Origin of the sequence: Pseudarthrobacter sp. AG30, assembly GCF_003116525.1 — a bacterium.
Taxonomy (GTDB): domain Bacteria; phylum Actinomycetota; class Actinomycetes; order Actinomycetales; family Micrococcaceae; genus Arthrobacter.
The window spans coordinates 13295-35580 of record NZ_QEHL01000033.1 but is presented as its reverse complement, the minus strand read 5'-3'; the positions used below and the strand labels follow the sequence as shown (position 1 = coordinate 35580).

Sequence of the window (22286 nt, the reverse complement as noted above, 5' to 3'; positions counted from 1 at the left end):
AGGGTACTCCTAAATTCGTCACTGGTTCAGTTCTGGAGGGAAGCGTTGATTTTGTCGATGACCGGCAGCGCGTCAGCCAGGGCTTTGCGGTCCTGGTCGCTGAGGGTGCTCAGGATGCCTGCCATCACCTGGTTGCGGCGCCGGTTTGCCGAGTCGACGGCGTCCCGGCCCTCGGGGGTCAGGATCACCCTGACAGCGCGGGAGTCGTTCGGGTCCGGTTCACGGCGGGCCAGCCCGGCGCGTTCGAGCTTGATGATCTGCTCGGTGGCGCTGGGGACGCGGACCCCGAGATTGCGGGCGATCTCGCCGACGCGCTGGCCCTCCTCAAGCAGCATCTTGAGGGTGCTGAGCTGGGCGGCGCTGAGTTCACCGTCGGCGTCGAGGCGCCGGACGAGGTAGACGCTGTGGCGGAGGGCCTCGCGGAATCCGCTGGCAAGTTCCTGGAGTGCGTTATCGTCGTTCATCGTTAGGTAGCCTAACATTTAGGGCACCTAACAGTCAAGGCTCAGAGCGTCAACTTCATCCCGACATGGCTGGCCTCGAAGCCCAGCTGCTCGTAGAACCGGTGCGCCGCGGTGCGGCTGTGGTGCGTGGTCAGCTGCATCAGGGTGCAACCCCGGCGCCGGGACTCCGCGACGGCCCAGCCCACCATCAGCTTCCCCAGGCCCTGCCCGCGAAGGGACGCGGCAACGCGGACGCCCTCGAGCTGCGAACGCCAGGCACCCTGCCGGGAGATGCCGGGAAGGAAGCTGAGCTGGAAGGTGGCCACCACGGGGCCGGCCTGGTCCCCCACCGGCACGGTCTCGCCGACGATCAAGAGGTGGGCGGGGTCGGCGTCGATCGCGTCAAAGGCCCGCTGGTACGGCCCCATGTCCTGTGCGGTCTCGCGGCCGGCGCCCAGGGCGTCATCGGCGAGCAGCTGCACCATGGCCGGGAGGTCGGCAGGGGTGGCATGGCGGAGGCGGAACGTACCGCCGTCGACGTCGGCGGTCAGCAAGGGAGTCACGGCAGGTTGGGTATCGGTCACCTGCCCAGCTTGGCACAGGATCTGAGCGGGGGTTTGGGGAAAGCGGGCAAAAGGTGAGCGGGCGTTGCGGGAAAACACGCAAGAGATGAGCGGGGGTTTCCGGGGTATTGCACGACGGACGAACGCCGGCACCCACTCCTGCGATGAAGTGGATGCCGGCGTCGCTGGGATGGCGCGCGTCAGGCGGGGGCGCCTGCCAGTTCGGCCTGCCGTTCCTCCACGAGGGTGGCGACGGCGCTGAACAGCGGGTGGTCCGCTTCAAGTCCGGTGATCCTGGCCGTGGCATCAGCCGGGCTGGCGGAGCCGAGGATGCCCGCGAGTTCGGTGGCCTCGGCGTCTGCGGGATCGTTGAAGCGGAGTGCGGCAGCGATCGCGCCCAGCAGGGCCTCCGGCACCACGCCGCGTTCTGCCAGCTCCGCCGCCGGGCCGATGAACCTCTCGTGGCGGCTCAGCTTCCGCAGCGGGGCGCGGCCCACCCGGTTGACGGTGTCCGGCAGGTAGGGGTTGGAGAACCGGACCAGGATCTTCTGGACATACGCCTCCTGCTCGTCGTTGCTGAACCCGTGCTTGGCCACCAGGAGCTGCTTGGTCTCCTCCAGCACCGCCCGGACATCTTCCGCCACATCCTGGTCCGCCATGGCGTCGGAGATCTTTTCCAGCCCCGCCTCAAACCCCAGGTAGGCGGCGGAGGCGTGCCCGGTGTTCACGGTGAAGAGCTTCCGTTCGATGTACGGCGAGAGGTCGTCCACGAAGGTGGCCCCGGGGATCACGGGCGCGGAGTCACCCAACGGGGTGCGGTCGATGACCCATTCGTAGAAGGTTTCCACGGTGACGTCCAGGCCTTGGCCGGGCTCCTGGTTGGGCACGATCCTGTCCACGGCCGTGTTCGCGAAGACCACCTTCCCATCCAGGGCCCCGGCTGCTGCGCCCGGCTGGGCGGCCACTTCCTTGGCCAGGATGTCCGTGGCGTTGATGGCGTTCTCGCAGGCCATCACCTGCAGGGGAGCCCGGCCGGGCTCCCTGGCGACGATGCCCTTGGCGATCACGGGCGCCACGAACTTCAGGATGTGCGGACCCACCGCTGTGGTGACGATATCCGCGGTCGCGATTTCCGCGACCAGCTCAGCCTCCTGGGTGTTGGAATTCAGCGCCCGGAAGTTGTCCACGGTCCGCACGGCGGGGTTCTCACCCACCTCGTGGACCGCATAGCTGTCCGCGGCCGCCAGCCGGGTGATCAGTTCATCGGCCACGTCCGCGAACACCACCTCGTAGCCGGCATCGTGCAGGAGCAGGCCCACGAAGCCGCGGCCGATGTTGCCGGCGCCAAAATGTACTGCCTTCACTATGAGTTGACCTTTCCGAAAAGCTCCAGGACTTCATCCTCGGACGTGGCAGCCTCGAGCCGGGCCACCTGCTCCTTGTTCGTGAAGACCTTGGCGATGGAGGACAGGATGTGCAGGTGTTCGTTGTTGATGCCTGCGACACCCACCACAAACTTCACTTCCTTGCCGTTCCAGTCGATGCCTTCGGGGTAGCGGATCACGGACACCGCGGACTTGCGGATGTGGTCCTTGGCGGCGTTGGTGCCGTGCGGGATGGCCAGGAAGCTGCCCATGTAGGTGGACACCGATTCCTCACGCTCGTGCATGGCGGCGATGTAGCCCTCATCCACGGCACCCCGGGCCAGCAGGAGCCTGCCGGCTTCGTCAATGGCAGCGTCGCGGGTGGTGGCCGAACCCGTCAGGACCACGCTCTCCCGTGCCAGGATCTCGGAGGTCCCGGCCGTGGAAGCGGCGGTTCCTGCCGCGGCAGCGGGGGCAGCGTCCACCGGGGCTTCGGCGGCGTGCGCACCGTGGGTGGCGCCGGCGTCGGCCGAGCCTTCGCGCTCGGTGTTGCTCTCGCGGACCAGTTCAACAATCTCGTCATACCGCGGGCTGCTCATGAAGTTGTCCACGGAGTAGTGCACGGCGCTGGACGTCGCGGGCTTGGCACGCTCGGTGAGGTCCTGGTGGGTGACCACGACGTCGTAGCTGTCGGTGAGGTTGGCGATCGAGGCGTTGGTGACCTTGACGTCGGGGAACCCGGCGGCCTTGATCTTGTTCCGCAGCACCGAGGCTCCCATGGCGCTGGAGCCCATGCCGGCGTCGCAGGCGAACACCACGTTGCGCACCGGGCCGGCCAGGACGCCTACCCCGCCGCGGCCGGCGGCCGCACCCGCGGCAGTTCCGACGCCGGCGCCGGTGAGGGTTGAGGCGACCGAGCTCTTCTTGCCTTTCATCTCTTCCATGCGGGCGGTGGCGTCGCCGAGGTCCGCCTCATCGCTGTGCTTGGTGGTCCGCAGGATGACCGAGGACACCAGGAAGGAAACTGCCGCCGCGAGGACCACGGACAGGATCACACCGAAGTAGCTGTCGCGGGAGGTCTGGGCCAGCACGGCGAAGATGGAGCCCGGGGCGGCCGGTGCCACCAGGCCGGAGTTGGTGACGGCGAGGGTGGCGATGCCGGTCATGCCGCCGGCGATGGCGCCGAGGATCAGCAGCGGGCGCATCAGGACGTACGGGAAGTAGATCTCGTGGATGCCGCCGAAGAACTGGATGATGGCTGCGCCGGGGGCCGACGCCTTGGCGGCACCACGGCCGAAGAACGTGTACGCGAGCAGGATACCCAAGCCGGGGCCGGGGTTGGCTTCGAGCAGGAACAGGATGGACTTGCCCTGGTCCAGCGACTGCTGGACGCCCAGGGGGGTGAGCACGCCGTGGTTGATGGCGTTGTTCAGGAACAGGACCTTGGCCGGCTCGATGAAAATGCTGGTCAGCGGCAGGAGGCCGTTGTGGACCAGGAACTGCACGAAGTTGCCCGCAGCAGTACTGAACGCAGTGACCAGGGGCGATATGCCGTAGAAGCCCAGCAGGGCCAGCAAGGCACCCCAAATGCCGGCGGAGAAGTTGTTGACCAGCATCTCGAAGCCGGGGCGGATCTTGCCTTCCCACAGCATGTCGATCTTCTTCATGGTCCAGCCGCCCAGCGGGCCCATGATCATGGCGCCGATGAACATGGGGATGCCGGCACCGACGATCACACCCATGGTGCCAATGGCACCCACCACGCCGCCGCGGACGTCGTAGACCATCTTGCCGCCGGTGTAGCCGATCAGCAGGGGCAGCAGGTAGGTGATCATGGGGCCCACGAGGCCGATGTTGGGCTTCCCGTCGGTCTCGCCGAATCCACCCAGCTGCGGCACCGGCAGCCAGCCCTTCTCAATGAAGAGGGCGGTGATGATGCCCCAGGCGATGAACGCACCGATGTTGGGCATGATCATGCCGGACAGGAATGTCCCGAACTTTTGGACGTGCACGCGCGCGCTGGTGCGGGGTTTTGCAACTGTCTCTGTTGCCATGTGATTTCCTAACCGTCATTCCTGCTGCTCCGCAGGATGGTCCTTGTGATTACGACGACGTAGTGCTGGGTAATGCGCTGATTGGGGCTTAGCCGGCGGTGCTGGTGGAGATCCGGTGCAGCCATTCGAGGAAGAGCTTGAGTTCCGAGCTGGAAAGCTGGTCAGAGTGCGAGGCCTGAAGTGCGGCGTTCAGGGCGATCGCTGCCACCACCACCGAGGATTTTCCGGTGCTGCCCGCGGCCGGGCCGCTGGCGGGCTCGGCGGACACCGCGAAGATCATGGCGTCCCGGGTCATGGTGGACAATTCGAGGTTCCTCTCGGCGGCAGACTCCGCAATCAGCATCAACGTCACGCCCACGTTGGCCGCCAGGATGGACCTGGCCGCTTCCCTGGGCTGGACGTTCAGCTGGCCCGCCGCCGCTGCCTTGTTCAGCATCTCCTCCATCAGCGACTCGGCGTCCGCCACGATGGCGGGCCGGCTCTCCGGGCGGATGTTGCCAAACATCACCAGGTACAGCTCGGGCTGGTTCAGGCCGAACTGGACGTGGTTGTCCCACATTCTCCGGATGTCCTCAAGCGGCTGCCCGGAAGGGGCGAAATCCCTTTCGCCCGCGACATATTCCTCAAACCCTGCGGCGACGACGGCGTCGAACAGTCCTTCCTTGTCACCGAAGTGGTGGTACAGCGTGGGCGCCGAAACGCCCGCCAGCTGGGTGATCTGGCGGGTGGACACCGGCGCTCCCGCGGAATTTGCCAGCAACTCCGCGGCTGCGCGGAGCAGCCGCATTTTGGGGGGAAGCTGGCCATCCAAACTCATAACCGCTACCCTAGCACCTATAGCGTTGCTATATGAACTGAATCACATACAATTTTTTCAGGCACGTTTCCTGCCCTGGACGTAGCAGTCCACCGGCAGCCCCGGCACGGCGCCGGAGACCTTGGCGGGCCTGTCTACCGGCAGAGAATGAGGACCTTCAGTGCAGAACTTCCCAGGAGTAGGCGTCAGTCCGGGCCGCGTCATCGGCACCATCCGCCAGATGCCCAAACCAATCAGCGAGCCGCCCGCCGGCGAGCAGCTGGCGGCCGGCACCACTGCCGAGGAAGCGACTGCAGCACTGAAGGCCGCGGCCCAGGCCGTGCACGACGAACTGAAGGACCGGGCCACCCATGCCGTGGGTGACGGCAAGGCCGTCCTGGAAGCCAGTGCGTTGATGGCCAAGGACACCATGCTCATCAAGGGCGCGGCCAAGCTTGTGGCGCGCGGGACCTCCGCTGAACGCGCCATCTGGGAATCCGGCTCCTCGGTTTCCGAGATGCTGCACAACCTGGGCGGCTACATGGCCGAACGCGCCACCGACGTCTTGGACGTCCGTGCCCGGATCGTCGCGGAGCTCCGCGGGGTTCCCGCCCCCGGCATCCCCGCCTCCAACACCCCATTCGTCCTGGTGGCCGAGGACCTGGCGCCGGCCGACACCGCCACGCTGGACCCCAACAAGGTCCTGGCGCTGGTCACCGCTGGAGGTGGCCCGCAGTCCCACACGGCCATCATCGCCCGGTCCCTGGGCCTGCCGGCAGTCGTTGCCGCCGTCGGCGTTGACGAACTCGCGGACGGCACCGAGGTGTACGTCGACGGCGCTGCCGGCAACATCACCTCGGAACCGGACGAGACCCTCCGGGCGACAGCCGAGGCCTGGGCTGCCACGGCGTCGCTGCTGGCAGAATTCAACGGCAAGGGCACGACGGCGGACGGCCACGAGGTGCCGCTGCTCGCCAACGTGGGCGGCGGCAAGGACGCCGAGGCTGCTGCGAAGCTCGGAGCCCAGGGTGTGGGCTTGTTCCGCACCGAGTTCTGTTTCCTGGAACGCGACACAGAACCCAGCGTCGAAGAGCAGGCCGCTGCCTATAAGAGCGTCTTCGACGCGTTCCCCGGCAAGAAAGTGGTCCTGCGCACGCTGGACGCCGGCGCCGACAAGCCCCTGCCCTTCCTGACCGACTCCACGGAACCCAACCCGGCCCTGGGGGTCCGCGGTTACCGCACCGACTTCACCACTCCCGGCGTCCTGGACCGGCAGCTGGAAGCCATCGCACTGGCCCAGCAGCAGTCCGAGGCCGACGTCTGGGTCATGGCCCCCATGATCTCCACCGCCGAGGAAGCCGCGCGCTTCGCCTCCATGTGCGCGGACGCCGGCATCAAGACCCCTGGCGTCATGGTGGAGGTCCCCTCCGCCGCCCTCACCGCCGAAGCGATCCTCCGCGAAGTGGGCTTCGCCAGCCTGGGCACCAACGACCTCACCCAGTACGCCATGGCCGCCGACCGCCAGCTCGGCCCCCTGGCCAACCTGAACACCCCGTGGCAGCCCGCGGTCCTGCGCCTCGTCGGGCTCACGGTTGAAGGGTCCAGGGCCGAAGGCCACAACAAGCCCGTGGGTGTCTGCGGTGAGGCTGCCGCGGACCCCGCCCTCGCCGTCGTCCTCACCGGGCTTGGCGTGACCACCCTGTCCATGACGGCCCGCTCGCTCGCCGCGGTGGCCGCCGTGCTCAAGACGGTTACCCTCTCCGAGGCCCAGGAACTGGCAAAACTTGCCCTCTCCGCGCCGAGCGCCACGGAAGCCCGGGCATGGGTACGGGAGAAACTGCCGGTCCTGGAGGAACTGGGGCTCTGATCCGGAGACCGGCCTCGCCTGCCGGCACCCGGGCGCGGGATAGGCTACGTCCATGGCATTGATAGCCCCCCGCGTTACGGCCGGCCTGCCCGCAGGCGAGGCCGGCAGCCTTGCGCGCGCCCTGGAGGACAGCAACGACATCACCGTCTTCGTTGACGGCACCGTCCACCGCCTGCCCGCGCAGGCACGGGACGCCGTCGTGGATCTCCTGGCACGGCTGGGCCGCGGCGAAACGGTGACTGTGAGCAGCGTGGAGGAAATGCTGACCACCTCCCAGGCCGCGGAACTGGCGGGGATCTCGCACACGTACCTGCGCAACATGACCGACCGCGGCGAGATCCCGGTGGAGTACCGCGGCTCGCACCGCAGGATCCGGCAGGCCGACATCCTTGCGTGGCTGGAGCACCAGAAGCTTGAGGACCGGAAGCGCAAGCAGGACAAGGCCGCCGGCGGCCGCGCCGGCGAGGCGGAGTAGTGCGGTTTCCCCAAGGCCTGCGCCGGAAAGACGCCGGCCTGTGCTCTGCGGAGGTGGCCGCCAATGGTTTGACGGGGAGGTTGTTCTGGGCTGACGGTACGCCCGCACCCGGGCGGGACGCTGCAGGCAACCCGGCCGGACCGGCCTATGTCCTCATTCACGGCATCGGCGTCTCCCACCGCTACCTTCGCCGTTTGCACGGCGAACTGGCCGGCGCCCCCACCTACTCCCTTGACCTGCCGGGTTTCGCCGGCACCCCCCGGCCCGGCAGGCAGCTCTCCGCGGAGGACTACGGCGCGTTCATCGCCCAGGCACTGAAGGCAAGCGGCATCGACTCCTACATCCTCGTCGGACACTCGATGGGCGTGCAGTTCACCATCGAGGCCGCGCTCTACGCACCGGAGCGGGCACGCCGGCTGGTCCTGATGGGACCCGTGGTGGATTCCCGGCACCGGAGCGTCCCGCGGCAGGGAGTGGCCCTCTTCCTGGACGCGCTGCTCCGGGAAAGTGCCTCATCCAACTGGATTGTGGTCACCGACTACTTCCGCTGCGGGCCGCGCTGGTATCTCACTGAAGTGCCGGTGATGATGGGTTACCCCACGGAGCGGCGGCTGGCCGGCATCAATGTGCCCGTCCTGGTCCTGCGCGGCAGCCATGACCAGGTGGCCGGGCCGGAGTGGTGCATCCGGCTCGCCCAGGCCGTGCCGCAGGGAAGTTTCGTGGAAATACCGCAGGCAGGCCACGTGGTCCAGCATGTGCGCCCGCGGCAGGTTGCGGAGGCCATCCGGTCCTTCGTCGGGGCACCCTCCCGCTAAGCGGGATTCCCTGGCGTCAGATCCTGGGCCTTGCCGCCCAGCGCCGCATCTTGAGCGCGGCATGCAGTTCCAGCCGCGGCAAGCCCTTCAGCGGGTCCACCCCCAGCAGTTGACGGATCCGCCCCAGCCGGTTGTAGATGCTGCTGCGGTGCAAGTGGAGCCGGGTTGCCACGTCCTGGACGGAGCCGTCATTGTCATACAGCAGCTCCAGGACGGGGATGAGCTCGCCGTTGCGGTCGTGGTCCTCAAGCATCCGGAAGTACACGGACCCGGAGTCCGCCCACGCACCCACTCCCCCGCCGGCCGACGCGAGCAGCTGGTAGACGCCGGTGGCGCGGCAGTCCACGAGTTCGCCCAGCTGCGGGTCGACGGCGGCCGCCTGGGCTGCCAGCCGGGACTGCCGGTAGGCCTCTGCGAGCTGGCGCGTCCTGGCGAACCCCTCGCTGATGCCCAGGATGATCCGGTGGACCGGCCGGCCGGAGCGCTTGGCCAGCTCCAGCTGGTAGTGCACCAGCACCTGGGCGTGGTTGGCCCTGCCCGTCGATTCGCGGAACAGCACCACCGAATGGGTTTCGGTGCCGGCACTGAAGAGGGCCGCATCCACACCCACCGTTGCCTGCAGCGCCGTAGAACGGTGGATCAGGGCCGATGCGATGGGATCCGGCCCGCTGGCCCAGCCGTCCGCGTCGAGGATGGTGACCATCTGCCAGGGGCCGCGGCCCTGGACTTCCTTCCAGCCCGCCACCGCCGCCACCGCGTTGGGTTCACCGGCGCAGGCTGCCAGGAACTCGCGCTCCCGGCCCCGCCGGAATTCTGATTCCGCCGTGTTCGAGTCGAGCAGGAGCCCCGAAAGCAGCTCGAGCTCATGGTTGACGCCGGGCAACTGGGTGAGGATCGCCGTCGGGCTTTCCTCTGCCGAGTCCTGCTGCACCCACAGATAGCCGACGCGGAAGCCCCGGACCATCAGCGGGACGCAGACCCGGCCAAGCATGCCCAGGTCCGGATTGCCCGGAATGACCACCGGCCGGACGGCGGTGGCGATCCCGTGGGAGAGCTGCCAGGCGCTGACATCCGCCGGGACCTTCTTGCTCAGCAGGAAATTCACCCGGACTCGGTCTGCGTGGGACTGGTTGGAGCTGTAGGCAAGCAGCAGGCCGTCCAGGTCCTCCAGGGATAGGCCGCGGCCAAGCTTCTGTGCCACCTGTTCGACGAGTTGCTCCACACCCTGCTGCTGCATGGGCTCACACTACTGCCTGCGCAGCCGGACCCACGAACCAACACGAGGCGACACCTGACGCTTCAGGAGTCGACAGTTGTCGAGCCTGGCGCGGCAAAAACCCCGGAATCACGCGCCTGCCCCGGCGGGCCTCACACCCGCCCATGTCGCCTGGCTCACAGGCGGATTTATCGTTGAAACACGAAAATCCTTCCACTTTCCCGGCCCGCCGGGACCACACCTTGGAGCAGACGATGATCATCGGCGTCCCCAAAGAGATCAAGAACAACGAATTCCGCGTAGCGATCACCGCTGCCGGCGTCCACGAGTTCCGCACCCACGGCCACACCGTCCTGGTGGAGCGCGGGGCCGGCCTGGGCTCGGGCATCACCGACGAGGAATACGCGATCGCGGGCGCCGAGATCGTCAACGAGGCGGACGACGTCTGGTCCCGCGCCGACATGGTCATGAAGGTCAAGGAACCGGTGAAGGCCGAGTACCACCGCTTCCGCAAGGGCCTGATCCTCTTCACCTACCTGCACCTCGCGGCAGAGCCGGAACTGACGCAGGAACTCATCAACTCCGGCGTCACCGCGATCGCCTACGAGACCGTGCAGGAAGGCCGCACGCTGCCGCTGCTGGCCCCGATGTCCGAGGTGGCCGGACGCCTGTCCGTCCAGGTGGGCGCCACCTCGCTGATGGCACCCGCCGGCGGCAAGGGCGTGCTGCTGGGCGGCGTCCCGGGCGTCCGCCCCGCCAAGGTGGTTGTCCTGGGCGCCGGCGTGGCCGGAACCAACGCCGCCGCCATGGCCCTGGGCCTGGGCGCCGACGTGACCATCCTGGACATCAACATCAACCGGCTCCGCGAACTCGACGCCCAGTACCAGGGCCGGCTGAAGACGGTCGCCTCCAACAAGTACGAGATCGAAAAGTCAGTGGTGGACGCCGACCTCGTGATTGGTTCGGTGCTGATCCCCGGCGCCAAGGCTCCCAAGCTGGTCACCAACGACCTCGTGGCCCGGATGAAGCCCGGTTCTGTCCTGGTGGACATCGCCGTGGACCAGGGCGGCTGCTTCGAGGACACGCACCCCACCACGCACCAGGAACCCACCTACAAGGTGCACAACACCATCTTCTACTGCGTGGCCAACATGCCCGGCGCCGTGCCCAACACCTCCACGTACGCACTGACCAACGTCACCCTGCGCTACGCCGTGTCCCTGGCCAACCTGGGCGTCAAGGCCGCGTTCGACCGCGACCCCGCACTGGCCGCCGGCCTCAACATCGCCGCCGGCCACGTGGCACACCACTCGGTGTCCGAGGCGCACAACCTGCCGCTCGTAGCCGACTGGCACGAGCTCGTTTCGGCCTAGGCCCTGTTGCCGTCGGAACGGCAGTCATCCAACGCGTGCTGCTCCTTCGTCGCTTTGACGCACGCTTTCTGGATGGCTGCCGTTCCGACGTTAAGGCACTTATGAGGCCAGTTCCCGCGCTTTTTCTATGATTTTCAGGACCTCCACGGCATCCTCCGGATTTACCGGGAGGGGCTGGGACGAGGCTGCGCCGCCGTCGAGGATCTTGTCCGCCAGGATCCGGTAGAACTCCGGGTAGTTCCCCCGTTCTGTGGGGAGTCGGTCCAGGTGGCCGTCACGGCCCAGCAGCCCCGCCCACTCGGGCGCTTCCTGCCCGTACGCGGCGTCCAGGGGGCTGCCGCCGGCGGCAAGGTAGGGCTCCTGGGGGTCCACGCCGTTTTTCGTGTACCCGCCCACCGAACCAAGCACCCGGAAGCGCGGCTCCTGCTGCGCGCACAGCATGTTCATGACCAAGTGGCTGGTGACGCCCGATTCGTGCCGCAGGACCAGGAAGACGTCATCGTCCGCGCGCTCATCGGACCGGCGCGCCGACAGCTCGGCGTGAGCCACCGTGGCGGGACCGAACAACTGCAGCGCCTGGTCCACCAGGTGGCTGCCAAGGTCGAACAGTGCCCCTCCCCCGTCCGCGGCCGTAGCCCGTGCTTTCCACGGCTTGGCGATAGTGGGCTGCCAGCGCTCGAACCGGGACTCGAAGCGTGTCACCTCACCCAGGGACCGGGCAGCCAGCAGTTTCCGCAGGGTCAGGAAATCACCGTCCCACCGCCGGTTGTGGAACACCGTCAATACCCTGCCCCGCTGCCGGGCCACCTCAACCAGGTCCTGCCCCTGCGCGCGGGTCACCGTGAACGGTTTGTCCACCACCACGTCCAGCCCGGTCTCCAGGGCCGCCTTGGCCAGCGGATAGTGCGTGTCCGGCGGCGTCGCCAATACCACCAGGTCAAGGTCAGCTGCCCGCGCAAGGACAGCGGCGCCGTCGCGCACCACGTCCGCCCCCGGCAGCCGGGATGCGGCAGCCGCCTGCCGCCCGGCGTCGGACGTGGCAATGAGGTCCAGCGAATAGTTGCCGTCGGCTGCCAGCAACGGGGCGTGGAACACGCTCCCTGCCAGCCCGTAGCCGACGACGGCGGTGCGGATGGTGCGGGGGTCGCCTTCAGCTCCAGTCATGGAAGCTACGCTACCGCGGAGCGCGCAGCGTTAAACGGGCCGGCACCCCTGGTGAACCAGGGGTGCCGGCTTTTTGGTTGGACCGCGGTGGGTTACTTCTTTTCCCAGCCGATGGTGGTCCAGTCCGGGACCTGCGAGGTGCTCTGGAAGAGCGACGGGCCGTAGTTGGCCAGGCCGGTGCGGACGAAGGAGATCTGCGGGCCGTTGAAGACCACGCCCATGGAGTAGTACTTCGCCATGTGCTCCTTCTCCACGTCCATGGCAGCCTTGTTGCGCGCTGCGTTGTCCTCGATGGAGGCGAGGTCGGCGATCTTCTTGTCCAGGTCGGCGTCGCCCAGCTTGTTCTCGTTGACCTTGGAGTCGTAGTACTGCTTGACGGCGTCGGTGGCATCCGGGCCCACGGTGTAGCCGGAGATGCTCAGGTCGAACTCGCGGCTGCCCAGGACCTTGCCGAAGTCGGCGGAGGCGCGCTGGTCGATGCCCACATCCATGCCGCCGGCCTGGAGCTGCTTCTGCAGGGTCTGGGCCACGGCCAGTGTGGTGGGATCGTCACCGAAGTTGCTGATCTTGAAGGAGGCGGGCTTGCCGTCCTTCTCCATGACGCCACTGGCGTTGGCGGTGTAGCCGGCGTCGGTGAGGACCTTCTTGGCGGCGTCGGGGCCGGTTTCCTTGACCGGGTAGTTGTCCTGGTAGTACTCGGAGAACGGCAGCAGCATCATGGAACCGGAGCTGGGCTCTTCCCAGTTCAGGCCGTTGAAGCGGACCTTGCGGAGTGCTTCGCGGTCCACGGCGGCGAAGATGGCCTTGCGGACGTTGACGTCGGTGATGCGCTGGGCGTTGAGGTTCAGGCCACCGGCAAAGAGGCGCTGGCCGCGGCGGATGTCTGAATCCTTGGTGCCGTCCAGCTGCTTGTACAGCGAGATGGTGTTGGCGGACATGGCATCGATCTCACCGTTCTTGAACGCCGCGATCTGTGCGCTGGTCTCCAGCTGGCGGAAGGTCACGTTGGCCAGGACCGGCTTCTGGCCCCACCACTTGTCGTTCGGAACCAGGGTCACGGTCTTGGCCGCGGTGTCGTACTGGTCCAGCTTGAACGGCCCCGCCATCCACTCCGGGTGCATGTTGCCGTTGAAGCCTTCGTTGAAGATCTCCGGGGTGTTCACGGCGGGGTGGATCAGGCCGAAGAACAGCGAATCGACCGGGAATACCGGGCGGGACGTCTTGACGATGACTTCCTTGTCGCTGCTGCCGGCCTCAACGGAATCCACGAATTCGTAGGCTCCGGAGCTGACAATGTCGTAGCCGGCGTCCGCGCTCTTGAGGATATTCCAGGTGTTCTTGAAGGCCTTGACGTCAATCGGGGTGCCGTCGTTGTACGTGGCCTTGGGGTTGACCTCGATGGTGATGGTCTGCTTGCCGTCCTTCACCTCGCTCTTCACCGACTCGCAGAAATCGGGGTTTGCGGTGACCTTGCCCTTGAAGTCCACCTTCCAGCAGCCACCAATGCCGCCGCTGTTCATGGCGACCGGGTTCATGGGAATCTGCAGGGCAGAGTTGTCAGCGCTGTTTCCGTTGTTGGAGAAGCCGTTGAAGTCCGGGCCGATATTGCCCAGCGGCAGGGTGACCTTGCCGCCCTGCTGGAGGTCGGCTGCCGGCTTCTCGTTGATGCTGATCAGCTTGGACAGGTCGCTGCCTGCCTCCTGCCCCTTGGCTGTTTCGGGGCCGCTGGCACCGCCACCTCCGCAGGCCGTCAGCGTCAGGGCGGCAGCAATGGCTGCTGCCCCGCCGATCCTGTTCAGTTTCCTCATGGTTTTCCCTTCGATTGGTGCGAGTGGTGGTGCGGGTGGGTCGAAAAAATCCTAGGGTGCAAGGTGGTCCGCCGGTTCATGGACCACCAGCATGTCCTCATCAATTTCCCCGTCCGGATAGAAGCAGGCGAACTGCTGGTCCGGCACGGGCACGGGAGCCTGTTGCAGGACCTGCACGGCCGCCGAGGGTGCCGCGGCTTCCAGGAGCGGTTCGAGGGTGAGGCATTTTTCCTGCTTCGCGGGCGGCAGCGCGGCGAAGACCGGGCAGCGGGTGGCGAAGTTGCAGCCTTTGGGGGCTTGCAGCGGGGAGGGCAGGTCGCCTTGGAGGATGATGCGTTCGCGGGTCCGTTCCAGGTGCGGATCGGGTACCGGGATGGCGGACAGGAGGGCACGGGTGTAGGGGTGGCGGGGGTTGTCGAACACCCGGTCCACAGCCCCGATCTCTACGATCTTCCCGAGGTACATCACGGCCACGCGGTTGGAAATGTGGCGCACTACCGACAGGTCGTGGGCCACCAGCAGGTAGCTCAGGCCCAGTTCGGCGCGGAGCTGGTCCAGGAGGTTGATGACGCCGGCCTGGACCGATACGTCCAATGCGGAGACGGGTTCATCCAGGACCACCAGCTTGGGATTCACGGCCAGGGCCCGGGCGATCCCGATCCGCTGCCGCTGGCCACCGGAGAACTGGTTGGGGAACCGGTTGACGTGGTCCGGCTGCAGGCCCACGAGCTTCATCAGCTCCATGATCCGCTTCTTGATGGCCGCCCGGTCCATGCCCGCGTTCTGCAGTGGTTCGGCCAGGACCTCGTAGACCGTGAAGCGCGGGTCCAGGGCACCTGTGGGGTCCTGGAAGACCATCTGCAGTTCGCGGCGCATCCTGCCCTTGGTCTTGGCATCGGCCGCCTGCTTGTTGCTCAGGCCGCCGATCACCACCTCGCCATCCTGGTCCGGGTGGAATTCCATGATTTCCAGGAGGGTGGTGGTCTTTCCCGAGCCGGACTCGCCCACGATGGAGAAGCATTCGCCCTCGCGGATGTCGAAGCTCAGGCCGTCCACCGCCTTGACGGTGCCAATCCTGCGCTTGATCAGGGCGCCCCTGGTCAGCGGGAAGTGCTTGCGGACGTCCGTGAGTTGCAGGACGGTGGCCCGTTCAGCACGCGGGATGGCGTCAAAACGGGAGACCGGTACCGGCGGGGCGGCGAAGACATCGCGCACGTCCACCGTCCCGCCCAGGGAGTCGGACTTGATGCAGGCGGCGCGGTGCAGTCCGTCGTCGGCCACGGGCGCCAGGGCGGGTTCGCCGTCAAGGCAGGCGTCCGACGCCAGCGGGCAGCGGGGCGCGAACGAGCAGCCGGTGGGGGCCTGCAGGAGGTTCGGCGGCATCCCCTCGATGGGCACGAGCGAGGATTTCTCGGCCACGTCCACGCGCGGGACGGCGCCGAGCAGGCCCATGGTGTAGGGCATCCGCGGGTTGTAGTAGATGTGGTCCACGGCCCCGGTTTCCACCGGCTTGCCCGCGTACATGACCATGATGTCGTCGGCCATTCCGGCCACCACGCCCAGGTCGTGGGTGATCATGACGACGGCGGCGCCGGTCTCCTCCTGCGCCTTGTGCAGCACCTCGAGGACCTGGGCCTGGATGGTGACGTCCAGCGCCGTCGTCGGCTCGTCCGCGATCAGGACGCGTGGGTTGTTGGCGATCGCGATCGCGATCATGACGCGCTGGCGCATGCCGCCGGAGAATTCGTGCGGAAAGGCCTTCAGCCGGTCCTTGGGGCTGGGGATTCCCACCATGGCCAGGAGTTCGACGGCGCGGGCTTCCTTGGCCTTCTTGCTCATCGTGGGGTTGTGGATGGTGAGTGCTTCGATGATCTGGGTGCCCACGGTGAACACCGGGGTGAGGGATGACAATGGGTCCTGGAAGACCATCGCGAGCTCGTTGCCGCGGTATTCGCACATGGCCTTGTCGCTCAGCCCGAGCAACTCCCGGCCCTTGAGCCGAACAGATCCGGTGACCTCGGCCGTCGGCGCGAGCAAGCCCATGATGGCCAGGGACGTGACCGATTTGCCGGAGCCCGATTCCCCCACGATTCCCAGGGTGCGGCCGGGCAGCAGGTCGAAATCGATACCGCGGACGGCATGCACAACACCGTTTTCGGTATTGAACCGCACGTTCAGGTCCCGGACTGACAGGACGGCGTCCCCGGGGGCGTGCAGCCCTGCCACGTGCAGGCGCTCCACGGTCGACTGCGACGGGTCCGTGGCTCCGGTGGTGGTTTCGCTGCTCATGGCGTCTTCTTCTCCGCACGGATAGTCCGGGCTTTGGCTTTTTTGGCTTTGCCGCTGGAAGTGGAGCTGGGGTCGAAGGCGTCGCGCAGGCCGTCGTTCATCATGGCCAGGGAGCCGGTCAGCAGGAACATCACGGTCAACGGAACCCAGAACATCCACGGGAAGGTTGAGACCTGGGAGGTGGCCTGGCCGATCAGCACGCCCAGGCTCACGTCGGGGACTTTGATGCCGATGCCGATGAAGGAGAAGGCGACCTCGGCCAGGATGGCTGCGGTGACGCCGCGGGTGATGTCCAGGATCAGCAGCGAGCCGATGTTGGGCACCAGGTGCCGCCAAACGATCCGGCGCGGCGGGACGCCCATGTACTGGGCCGCCTTGACGAAGTCGCGCTGCATGAGGGACATGGACATGGACCGGATCAGCCTGGCGGTTCCCATCCAGCTGAACACGAGCAGGACGATGATCAGCAGCAGCCAGGACGGCAGGTCGCGTTTCAGTCCCGCCCCGCCCCCGCTGGTGGCAACGGCCACCACCAGGAGCGCCGGCATCATGATCAGTGCTTCCAGGATGAACAGCATGACTTTGTCCACCTTGCCCCCGAAGTAGGCCATGCTGCAGCCGTAGACGGCGGCAATCAGCACCGACACCAGGCCCACCACCAGGCCGATCAGGATGGAGATCCTGGTTCCTTCGACTGTCATGGCGTAGAGATCGATCCCCGCCTGCGAGGTGCCAAGGTAGTGCTCGCCGGAGGGCGGCATCCCGATGTTGAAGGGGTCGATGGTTTCCTTGTCCCACTGGGTGAAGAAGCCCCCGATGAACGAGAAGACGGTCAGGGCTACGAAGATGGCCAAGCCCGTCACGGCAGTCTTATTGCGCAGGAACCGGCGGATGATGATGGTGGACTTGCCAATGACGACGTCCGCGCTTTCCAGGTGCGCGTCCTGCGCCACGGCTGCCGGGTCAACGGCGTTCAGGTTGGTCATGGCTACTGCACCCGCACTCTCGGGTCGACAAGCGTGGTGGCGAAGTCCGCCAGGATGGCGCCCAAGGCGAAGATCACTGATCCGTAAGCGAGCGTGGCAGTGGCGGCATTGACGTCCTGCAGCGAGATGGCGTCAATGCTCCACGACCCCACGCCGGGCCACGCGAAGATCTTCTCGGCGAAGAAACCGCCGGCGAAGATGGCCGGAATGGTGAAGGCGATGCTCTGGGCCACCGGAATGAAGGAAACCCGGAGCGCGTGCCGCGCGATCGCCTGGTTCCGGCTCAGGCCCTTGGCCCGGGCGGTGCGGACGAAATCGGCGTTGACGTTGTCCAGCAGGTACTGCCGCTGGGCGATCTGGTAGGCGCCCCAGCCCACGAGGGTGATGGCCACCGTGGGCACCACGTAGTGCGCCATCAGGTCGGCGAACTGGGGCCAGCCGGGTGCAACACCCGGGGTTGAGATGCCCGTGACGAAGAAGATCCGGTCACCGACGGATTCGTTGATGTTGATGGCACCCAGCTGCACCAGGAAGTAGGCGATGGGTGCGGGCACGATGTAGGCGAGGTAGCTGTAGGACGTGATGACCCGGTCCTGGAACTTGTACTGCCGCGCCGCCGAGTACACGCCCAGGGCGACGCCAATGACCAGGGTCAGGATGATCGAGGCCAGGAAAAGGCGGGTGGAGATCCAGACGCGGTCCCCGAACTCGGCGTTGATGTACGCGCCGTTGGGGCTCCGGCCCCAGTCCCACCGGGTGATGATGCCGGTGATCCAGTCAACGTAGCGCTCCCACGGGCTGAGGTCCGGGTCCAGGCCCTTGAGCCGCATGGAGTTGGCGACCTGTTCGGGGGTGGGCCGGGGGATGCGTTCCTGCTCGAGGAGTGCCGGCTTGAGTGAACTGACAGCCAGGAAGTAGCCGGCGGACGTGGTGAGGAAGATCATCACCACGTAGGTAATGCCGCGCTTGGCGAGGTATTTGAGCATGGGGCGCTATTTCTTCCGCGGCGCCGCCGTGCGGTGAATCGAAAAACACTCCGGTGTCCGCTGGTATGCCATGCCACCCACATCAACCATCACTGCTGGATCCTTCCGTCTTCCCCGGGCGAGCACGGGTTGTGCCGGCCTCCCCGGGACCTGCGGCCAGCGGATAGCTGGCCTCCCGCCGCCTCTAGGGCACGTCCTGGTGGACTATGTTGCGGGTCACATTCCAGAGGAAACTATCACAAGCAATCAGCCGGAAAGCGCAGTAATCCCCCGAAATACCGCGGGCCGTATCAGATCGTTATGAATAGTTCTGTGAAGTTGGCTTGACTGGACGAAAGGGCTTTCCTCCGCGTAATCTACGCCGACCCCGCCACCCGTGTGACAAGTTCGGACCACGATGCGGCCAGGCGCTCGCTCGTGACGCCGTGCTCCCGGATGAGGTGCAGGAGCCGCTCAGGGTCGAGGGTCGCCGTCAGGGAACCGGCCAGCAGCCCCGGCTCCCGGGACTCGACGCCACCGGCGCGCAGCAGCATTTCCACATGCTGGTTCCAGAGGGCCACCGCCGGAACTTCGAACCTGCCCCGGGAGGCGTTTCCAGCAGCCAGGACCAAGTCCCCGTACTCGACCACATAGGCGATCCTTTCGGTACCGAAAGCAATCAGCCGGTCCATGGGCGCGGCGCCCGGCCCCAGGGGCGGCGGCCCAAACAGGAATCGGGCCTGGAACGCGGCCTCGGAGTCGTTCAACAGCGTCAGCATGAGTCCCGCGCGGCTCCCAAAACGCCGGAAGACCGTCCCCTTGCCCACTCCGGCGTGTTCCGCCAGGCGGTCCATGGTGAGCGCCGCGGCGCCCCCCTGTTCGATCAGGTCGCGGGCAGCGAGCAGGAGGCGCTCCCGGTTGCGGGCAGCATCGCTGCGTTCCGCGGCCGTCACCGGCGTCATACCCGGCCGCACTGGGATGGAACTCACAAAGACAGTGTAGCCATGGGGAATATAAACGGACCGCGGTCCGTTTAGTCTGGTGAAGGCTCCCCTGAGCCTGCCCTCTGACCGATCGCGGCCCCCGCCGCGCCCCTAGCCAGGAGTTCCCATGAGCAAGAGCACCGTACTGACCCTCGTCGGCAGTCTTCGCGCCGAGTCAACCAACCAGAAGCTGGCGGAAGCGATCCAACTCAACGCACCGGAGCAGGTGGACGTTGTGATCCACGAGAGCCTGGGCAACATCCCCTTCTACAACGAGGACATCGACGTCGAAGGCGAGGTGCCGGCCGCGGCCGCCGCCCTGCGCGCCGCAGCCGAGGAGGCCGACAGTGTCCTGCTGGTCACGCCGGAATACAACGGCACCGTTCCCGCAACGCTGAAGAACGCCATCGACTGGCTGTCCCGCCCCTTCGGCGCCGGCGCGCTGGCAGGCAAGCCGACCGCCGTCGTCGGGACCGCTTTTGGCCAGTACGGCGGCGTCTGGGCCCAGGACGAAGCACGCAAGGCCGCCGGCATCGCCGGCGCCCGCGTCCTGGAGGACGTCAAGCTTGCCGTGCCGGGCTCCATGGTCCGCTTCGCCGAAGTCCACCCCAAGGACGACGCAGAGATCGTGGAACAGATCAAGGGCATCTTCGACTCCCTCGCCGCCTCCACCCCGGCGGCATAAGACGGCCCGGCATCCTTTTCAGTGCCCGGTACGCATCACGCGTGCCGGGCACCGGCGTCTCCTGGGGTTCCACATCCCGCGCGCGTAAATAAGGAATCAACAGCTGTTGCCTTTCAAGCAACAGCTGGTTGTATTCTGGCTCTGTGACCCACGAAACACTTGACGCGTCCGCCGGCACGCTGCCCGCGGAGGCCATCGATGCGATCGAGCGTGCCGCCACCTCGGCACACCGCCACGAGGAGCTCTTCTCCGAACGGGCTGCCAACATCCGCCAGTCAGCCGTCCGGGATGTCTTCGACATTTCGCTGCGCCCCGGCCTGGTCTCGCTGGCCGGCGGCAGCCCCTACCTGCAGTCGCTCCCGCTGGAACGTCTGGCGGAAACGGCGGCCGCGATCATCGCCAACGACGGGTTGACCGCGCTTCAATACGGGGCGGGCCAGGGCACGGAGGAGCTCCGGGAACAAATCTGCGAGGTCATGGCCGCGGAGGGCATCCTGGACGCGAACCCCCGGAACGTAGTGATTACCGCAGGCTCGCAGTCGGCACAGGACGTGGCCACCAAGCTCTTCTGCAATCCCGGCGACGTCGTCCTGGTGGAGGACCCCACCTACGTCGGGGCGCTCAATACGTTCGAGGCCTACCAGGTCCAGGTTGAAACGGTGGAGATGGACCAGTACGGCTTGGTCCCGGAGCTGCTGGAAGCCCGGATCGCGGCCCTCCAGCTCGCCGGCAAAAGCATCAAGTTCCTGTACACAATTCCCAACTTCAACAACCCCTCCGGCATCACGCTGGCCAAGGAGCGCCGGCGGCAGGTGGTGGATATATGCCGCAGGGCGAATATCCTTGTGCTCGAGGACAACCCCTACGGCCTCCTCCGCTTCGAGGGCGAACCGCTGGCACCCCTGCGCGCCGCCAATCCCGACGACGTCATCTATCTGGGCTCGTTCTCCAAGATCTTCGCCCCGGGCCTGCGGATCGGCTGGGCACTGGTCCCTGAACACCTGCAGCGGCGCTACTACCTGGCCGCCGAGTCCGTCACCCTCTGCCCGCCGGCCCTGAACCAGATGCTGGTCTCCGCGTACCTGCGCGAGTACGACTGGAAGGGCCAGATCGAAACCTACCGGGTCCTCTACGCCGAACGGTGCCGGGCCATGCTGGCCGCCCTCGAGGAATACATGCCGGCCGGAACCACCTGGACCAGCCCGCAGGGCGGGTTCTTCGTCTGGGTGACGCTGCCCCAGGGCGTGGACACCTACCCGCTGCTGCACAAGGCGATCGACGCCGGCGTGGTGTTCATCCCCGGAGCCGCCTTCACGCCGTCGGACGAGCCGTCCAACAAGCTGCGGCTCGCCTTCAGCGCTGTCCCCCCGGACGCCATCGCGGAAGGCGTCCGCCGATTGGCGCCGGTGCTTCAGGAAGCGATTGCGGCGCTGTAGCGTAAGGCTCACGAGTGCCGAAAACCGAGCAAGGGAGCATGCATATGGGTGGAATCATCGTTGTAGGGGTCGACGGCAGCGCAACGGCAAAGAAAGCGGCCGAGTCGGCAAAGGACCTGGCCGCGGCGCTGGGCAGCTCGCTGCACGTGGTGTCCGCGTTCGACAGCGACAAGACTGAGGTGTTCGGCAGCGGCAGCGACCGCTGGATCGTGTCCGACGCCGATGCCGCCGAACAGGTTGCCCGCACGGTGGCGGAATCCCTGGGCCGGGATGTCACGGTGACGTACTCGGCCGCACGCGGACGGCCGGCGGACGCCCTCATCAAGGAGGCCCTGCGCGTGGACGCACGCATGATCGTGGTGGGGAACCGGCGGATGCACGGAATCGGCCGGGTACTGGGCAGCGTGGCCAACAGCGTGGCGCACAACGCGCCCTGCGATGTCTACATCGCCAACACCTACGACGCCGACTGAAGCGTAACGGCGGACACTCCCCGTGGTGGCGGACATCGCTGCGGGGGGTGTCCGTTCTCACCGCCGAAACGGCGGCCCGGCACGGTCTGCAACGATAAAATTGGAGAGGCCCCCAAAGGCGTGGACACGTCCATTCACCTCCAGCAAAGGCCTCCCTTGATTACTCTGCAGCGCCGTCAGCTCGTCGGCCACGACATCCTCCTGGCCCGCCACGGGAACCACATCTCCTCAATGCGGGTGGACCGCAGCAACGGCAGGGTGGTGGCACTGCTCGACGACGGCAGCCTGGACAGCGCTCCCAACCTGATCGCCCCCGGACTGCAGCTGCCGCAGACCGTGCGCAGCGTCCTGCGCGAAGACTGGAAACTCCTCAGCGCCTGGGCAGGTGCAGCAGCCCTGTTGGGAGGCCTGATGACGGCCGCAACCGTCTTCCTCGGCACCAGCGCCGACCCGGCCGTCCTTGAAGCCTTCACGGCCTACGCCGCCTACTAGGCCCGCGCGCCGTACTTCCCCGTACCCCGGGACGGGCAT

At 66.7% G+C, this 22286-nt stretch carries 20 protein-coding genes; 8 read left to right on the top strand and 12 right to left on the bottom strand.

Going from position 1 to position 22286, the window contains the following annotated elements:
- Positions 1–26: 26 nt before the first annotated feature.
- The 5 genes from DC347_RS19915 to DC347_RS19895 form a co-directional block, all read right to left on the bottom strand.
- Positions 27–464 carry a MarR family winged helix-turn-helix transcriptional regulator gene (locus DC347_RS19915; RefSeq protein WP_109864204.1) on the bottom strand — a complete coding sequence of 146 codons (438 nt, stop codon included), beginning with the start codon at positions 462–464 and terminating at the stop codon, positions 27–29.
- Positions 465–505: 41 nt separating this feature from the next.
- Positions 506–997, bottom strand: a complete 492-nt coding sequence (locus DC347_RS19910; RefSeq protein ID WP_109864203.1) for a GNAT family N-acetyltransferase — start codon at positions 995–997, stop codon at positions 506–508.
- Positions 998–1206: 209 nt separating this feature from the next.
- The gene (locus DC347_RS19905) at positions 1207–2370 is read right to left on the bottom strand and encodes a mannitol-1-phosphate 5-dehydrogenase (RefSeq protein WP_018763671.1); all 1164 of its coding nucleotides are present in this window, start codon (positions 2368–2370) and stop codon (positions 1207–1209) included.
- Positions 2370–4424 carry a PTS mannitol transporter subunit IICBA gene (locus DC347_RS19900; protein WP_018763672.1) on the bottom strand — a complete coding sequence of 685 codons (2055 nt, stop codon included), beginning with the start codon at positions 4422–4424 and terminating at the stop codon, positions 2370–2372. The genes DC347_RS19905 and DC347_RS19900 overlap by 1 nt, the downstream gene beginning before the upstream one ends.
- An 88-nt stretch (positions 4425–4512) precedes the next feature.
- Positions 4513–5241, bottom strand: a complete 729-nt coding sequence (locus DC347_RS19895; RefSeq protein WP_109864202.1) for a TetR/AcrR family transcriptional regulator — start codon at positions 5239–5241, stop codon at positions 4513–4515.
- A gap of 160 nt (positions 5242–5401) precedes the next feature.
- On the opposite strand from DC347_RS19895, the gene ptsP reads away from it, so the two are divergent.
- Genes ptsP through DC347_RS19880 form a run of 3 tightly spaced genes read left to right on the top strand, consistent with a single transcriptional unit; the run spans position 5402 to position 8377 of the window.
- Complete coding sequence (ptsP, locus tag DC347_RS19890) at positions 5402–7087, top strand: phosphoenolpyruvate--protein phosphotransferase (RefSeq protein ID WP_109864201.1); 1686 nt, start codon at positions 5402–5404, stop codon at positions 7085–7087.
- 52 nt (positions 7088–7139) lie between these two features.
- A complete protein-coding gene (locus DC347_RS19885; protein ID WP_109864200.1) occupies positions 7140–7562 on the top strand; it encodes a helix-turn-helix domain-containing protein in 423 nt (140 codons plus the stop codon).
- Entirely contained in the window at positions 7562–8377 is an 816-nt protein-coding gene (locus DC347_RS19880; RefSeq protein ID WP_240617879.1) for an alpha/beta fold hydrolase, read from the top strand. Before DC347_RS19885 ends, DC347_RS19880 begins: the two co-directional genes overlap by 1 nt.
- A gap of 16 nt (positions 8378–8393) precedes the next feature.
- Here the strand turns inward: DC347_RS19880 and DC347_RS19875 are convergent, their stop codons facing one another.
- Positions 8394–9614: a CdaR family transcriptional regulator gene (locus DC347_RS19875; protein ID WP_018763677.1), complete on the bottom strand. Its 1221-nt coding sequence runs from the start codon at positions 9612–9614 to the stop codon at positions 8394–8396.
- Positions 9615–9847: 233 nt separating this feature from the next.
- Here DC347_RS19875 and ald point away from each other — a divergent pair, with 233 nt between their 5' ends.
- Complete coding sequence (ald, locus tag DC347_RS19870; RefSeq protein ID WP_018763678.1) at positions 9848–10966, top strand: alanine dehydrogenase; 1119 nt, start codon at positions 9848–9850, stop codon at positions 10964–10966.
- Positions 10967–11065: 99 nt separating this feature from the next.
- Here the strand turns inward: ald and DC347_RS19865 are convergent, their stop codons facing one another.
- The 6 genes from DC347_RS19865 to DC347_RS19840 all read right to left on the bottom strand — a co-directional run bounded on the left by DC347_RS19865 (position 11066) and on the right by DC347_RS19840 (position 19140).
- On the bottom strand, positions 11066–12130 hold the full coding sequence (locus DC347_RS19865; protein ID WP_109864199.1) for a Gfo/Idh/MocA family oxidoreductase: 1065 nt from the start codon (positions 12128–12130) through the stop codon (positions 11066–11068).
- Between the two features lie 92 nt (positions 12131–12222).
- The gene (locus tag DC347_RS19860) at positions 12223–13938 is read right to left on the bottom strand and encodes an ABC transporter family substrate-binding protein (protein WP_018763680.1); all 1716 of its coding nucleotides are present in this window, start codon (positions 13936–13938) and stop codon (positions 12223–12225) included.
- A 51-nt stretch (positions 13939–13989) separates the two neighbouring features.
- The gene (locus tag DC347_RS19855; RefSeq protein WP_109864198.1) at positions 13990–16227 is read right to left on the bottom strand and encodes a dipeptide ABC transporter ATP-binding protein; all 2238 of its coding nucleotides are present in this window, start codon (positions 16225–16227) and stop codon (positions 13990–13992) included.
- Positions 16224–17213 (bottom strand): ABC transporter permease, encoded by a 990-nt coding sequence (locus tag DC347_RS19850; protein WP_018763682.1) that lies wholly within the window; start codon positions 17211–17213, stop codon positions 16224–16226. Before DC347_RS19850 ends, DC347_RS19855 begins: the two co-directional genes overlap by 4 nt.
- A 2-nt stretch (positions 17214–17215) precedes the next feature.
- Complete coding sequence (locus DC347_RS19845) at positions 17216–18199, bottom strand: ABC transporter permease (RefSeq protein WP_109864197.1); 984 nt, start codon at positions 18197–18199, stop codon at positions 17216–17218.
- A gap of 356 nt (positions 18200–18555) precedes the next feature.
- Positions 18556–19140: a TetR/AcrR family transcriptional regulator gene (locus tag DC347_RS19840; protein ID WP_109864196.1), complete on the bottom strand. Its 585-nt coding sequence runs from the start codon at positions 19138–19140 to the stop codon at positions 18556–18558.
- A gap of 148 nt (positions 19141–19288) precedes the next feature.
- Between DC347_RS19840 and DC347_RS19835 the strand changes: the two genes are divergently transcribed.
- The 4 genes from DC347_RS19835 to DC347_RS19820 all read left to right on the top strand — a co-directional run bounded on the left by DC347_RS19835 (position 19289) and on the right by DC347_RS19820 (position 22247).
- A complete protein-coding gene (locus DC347_RS19835) occupies positions 19289–19846 on the top strand; it encodes an NAD(P)H-dependent oxidoreductase (protein ID WP_018763685.1) in 558 nt (185 codons plus the stop codon).
- A gap of 143 nt (positions 19847–19989) precedes the next feature.
- Positions 19990–21282, top strand: a complete 1293-nt coding sequence (locus DC347_RS19830) for a PLP-dependent aminotransferase family protein (protein WP_109864218.1) — start codon at positions 19990–19992, stop codon at positions 21280–21282.
- Positions 21283–21326: 44 nt separating this feature from the next.
- Positions 21327–21755: a universal stress protein gene (locus tag DC347_RS19825; RefSeq protein WP_018763687.1), complete on the top strand. Its 429-nt coding sequence runs from the start codon at positions 21327–21329 to the stop codon at positions 21753–21755.
- A gap of 156 nt (positions 21756–21911) precedes the next feature.
- Complete coding sequence (locus DC347_RS19820; RefSeq protein WP_018763688.1) at positions 21912–22247, top strand: hypothetical protein; 336 nt, start codon at positions 21912–21914, stop codon at positions 22245–22247.
- Positions 22248–22286: the final 39 nt, after the last annotated feature.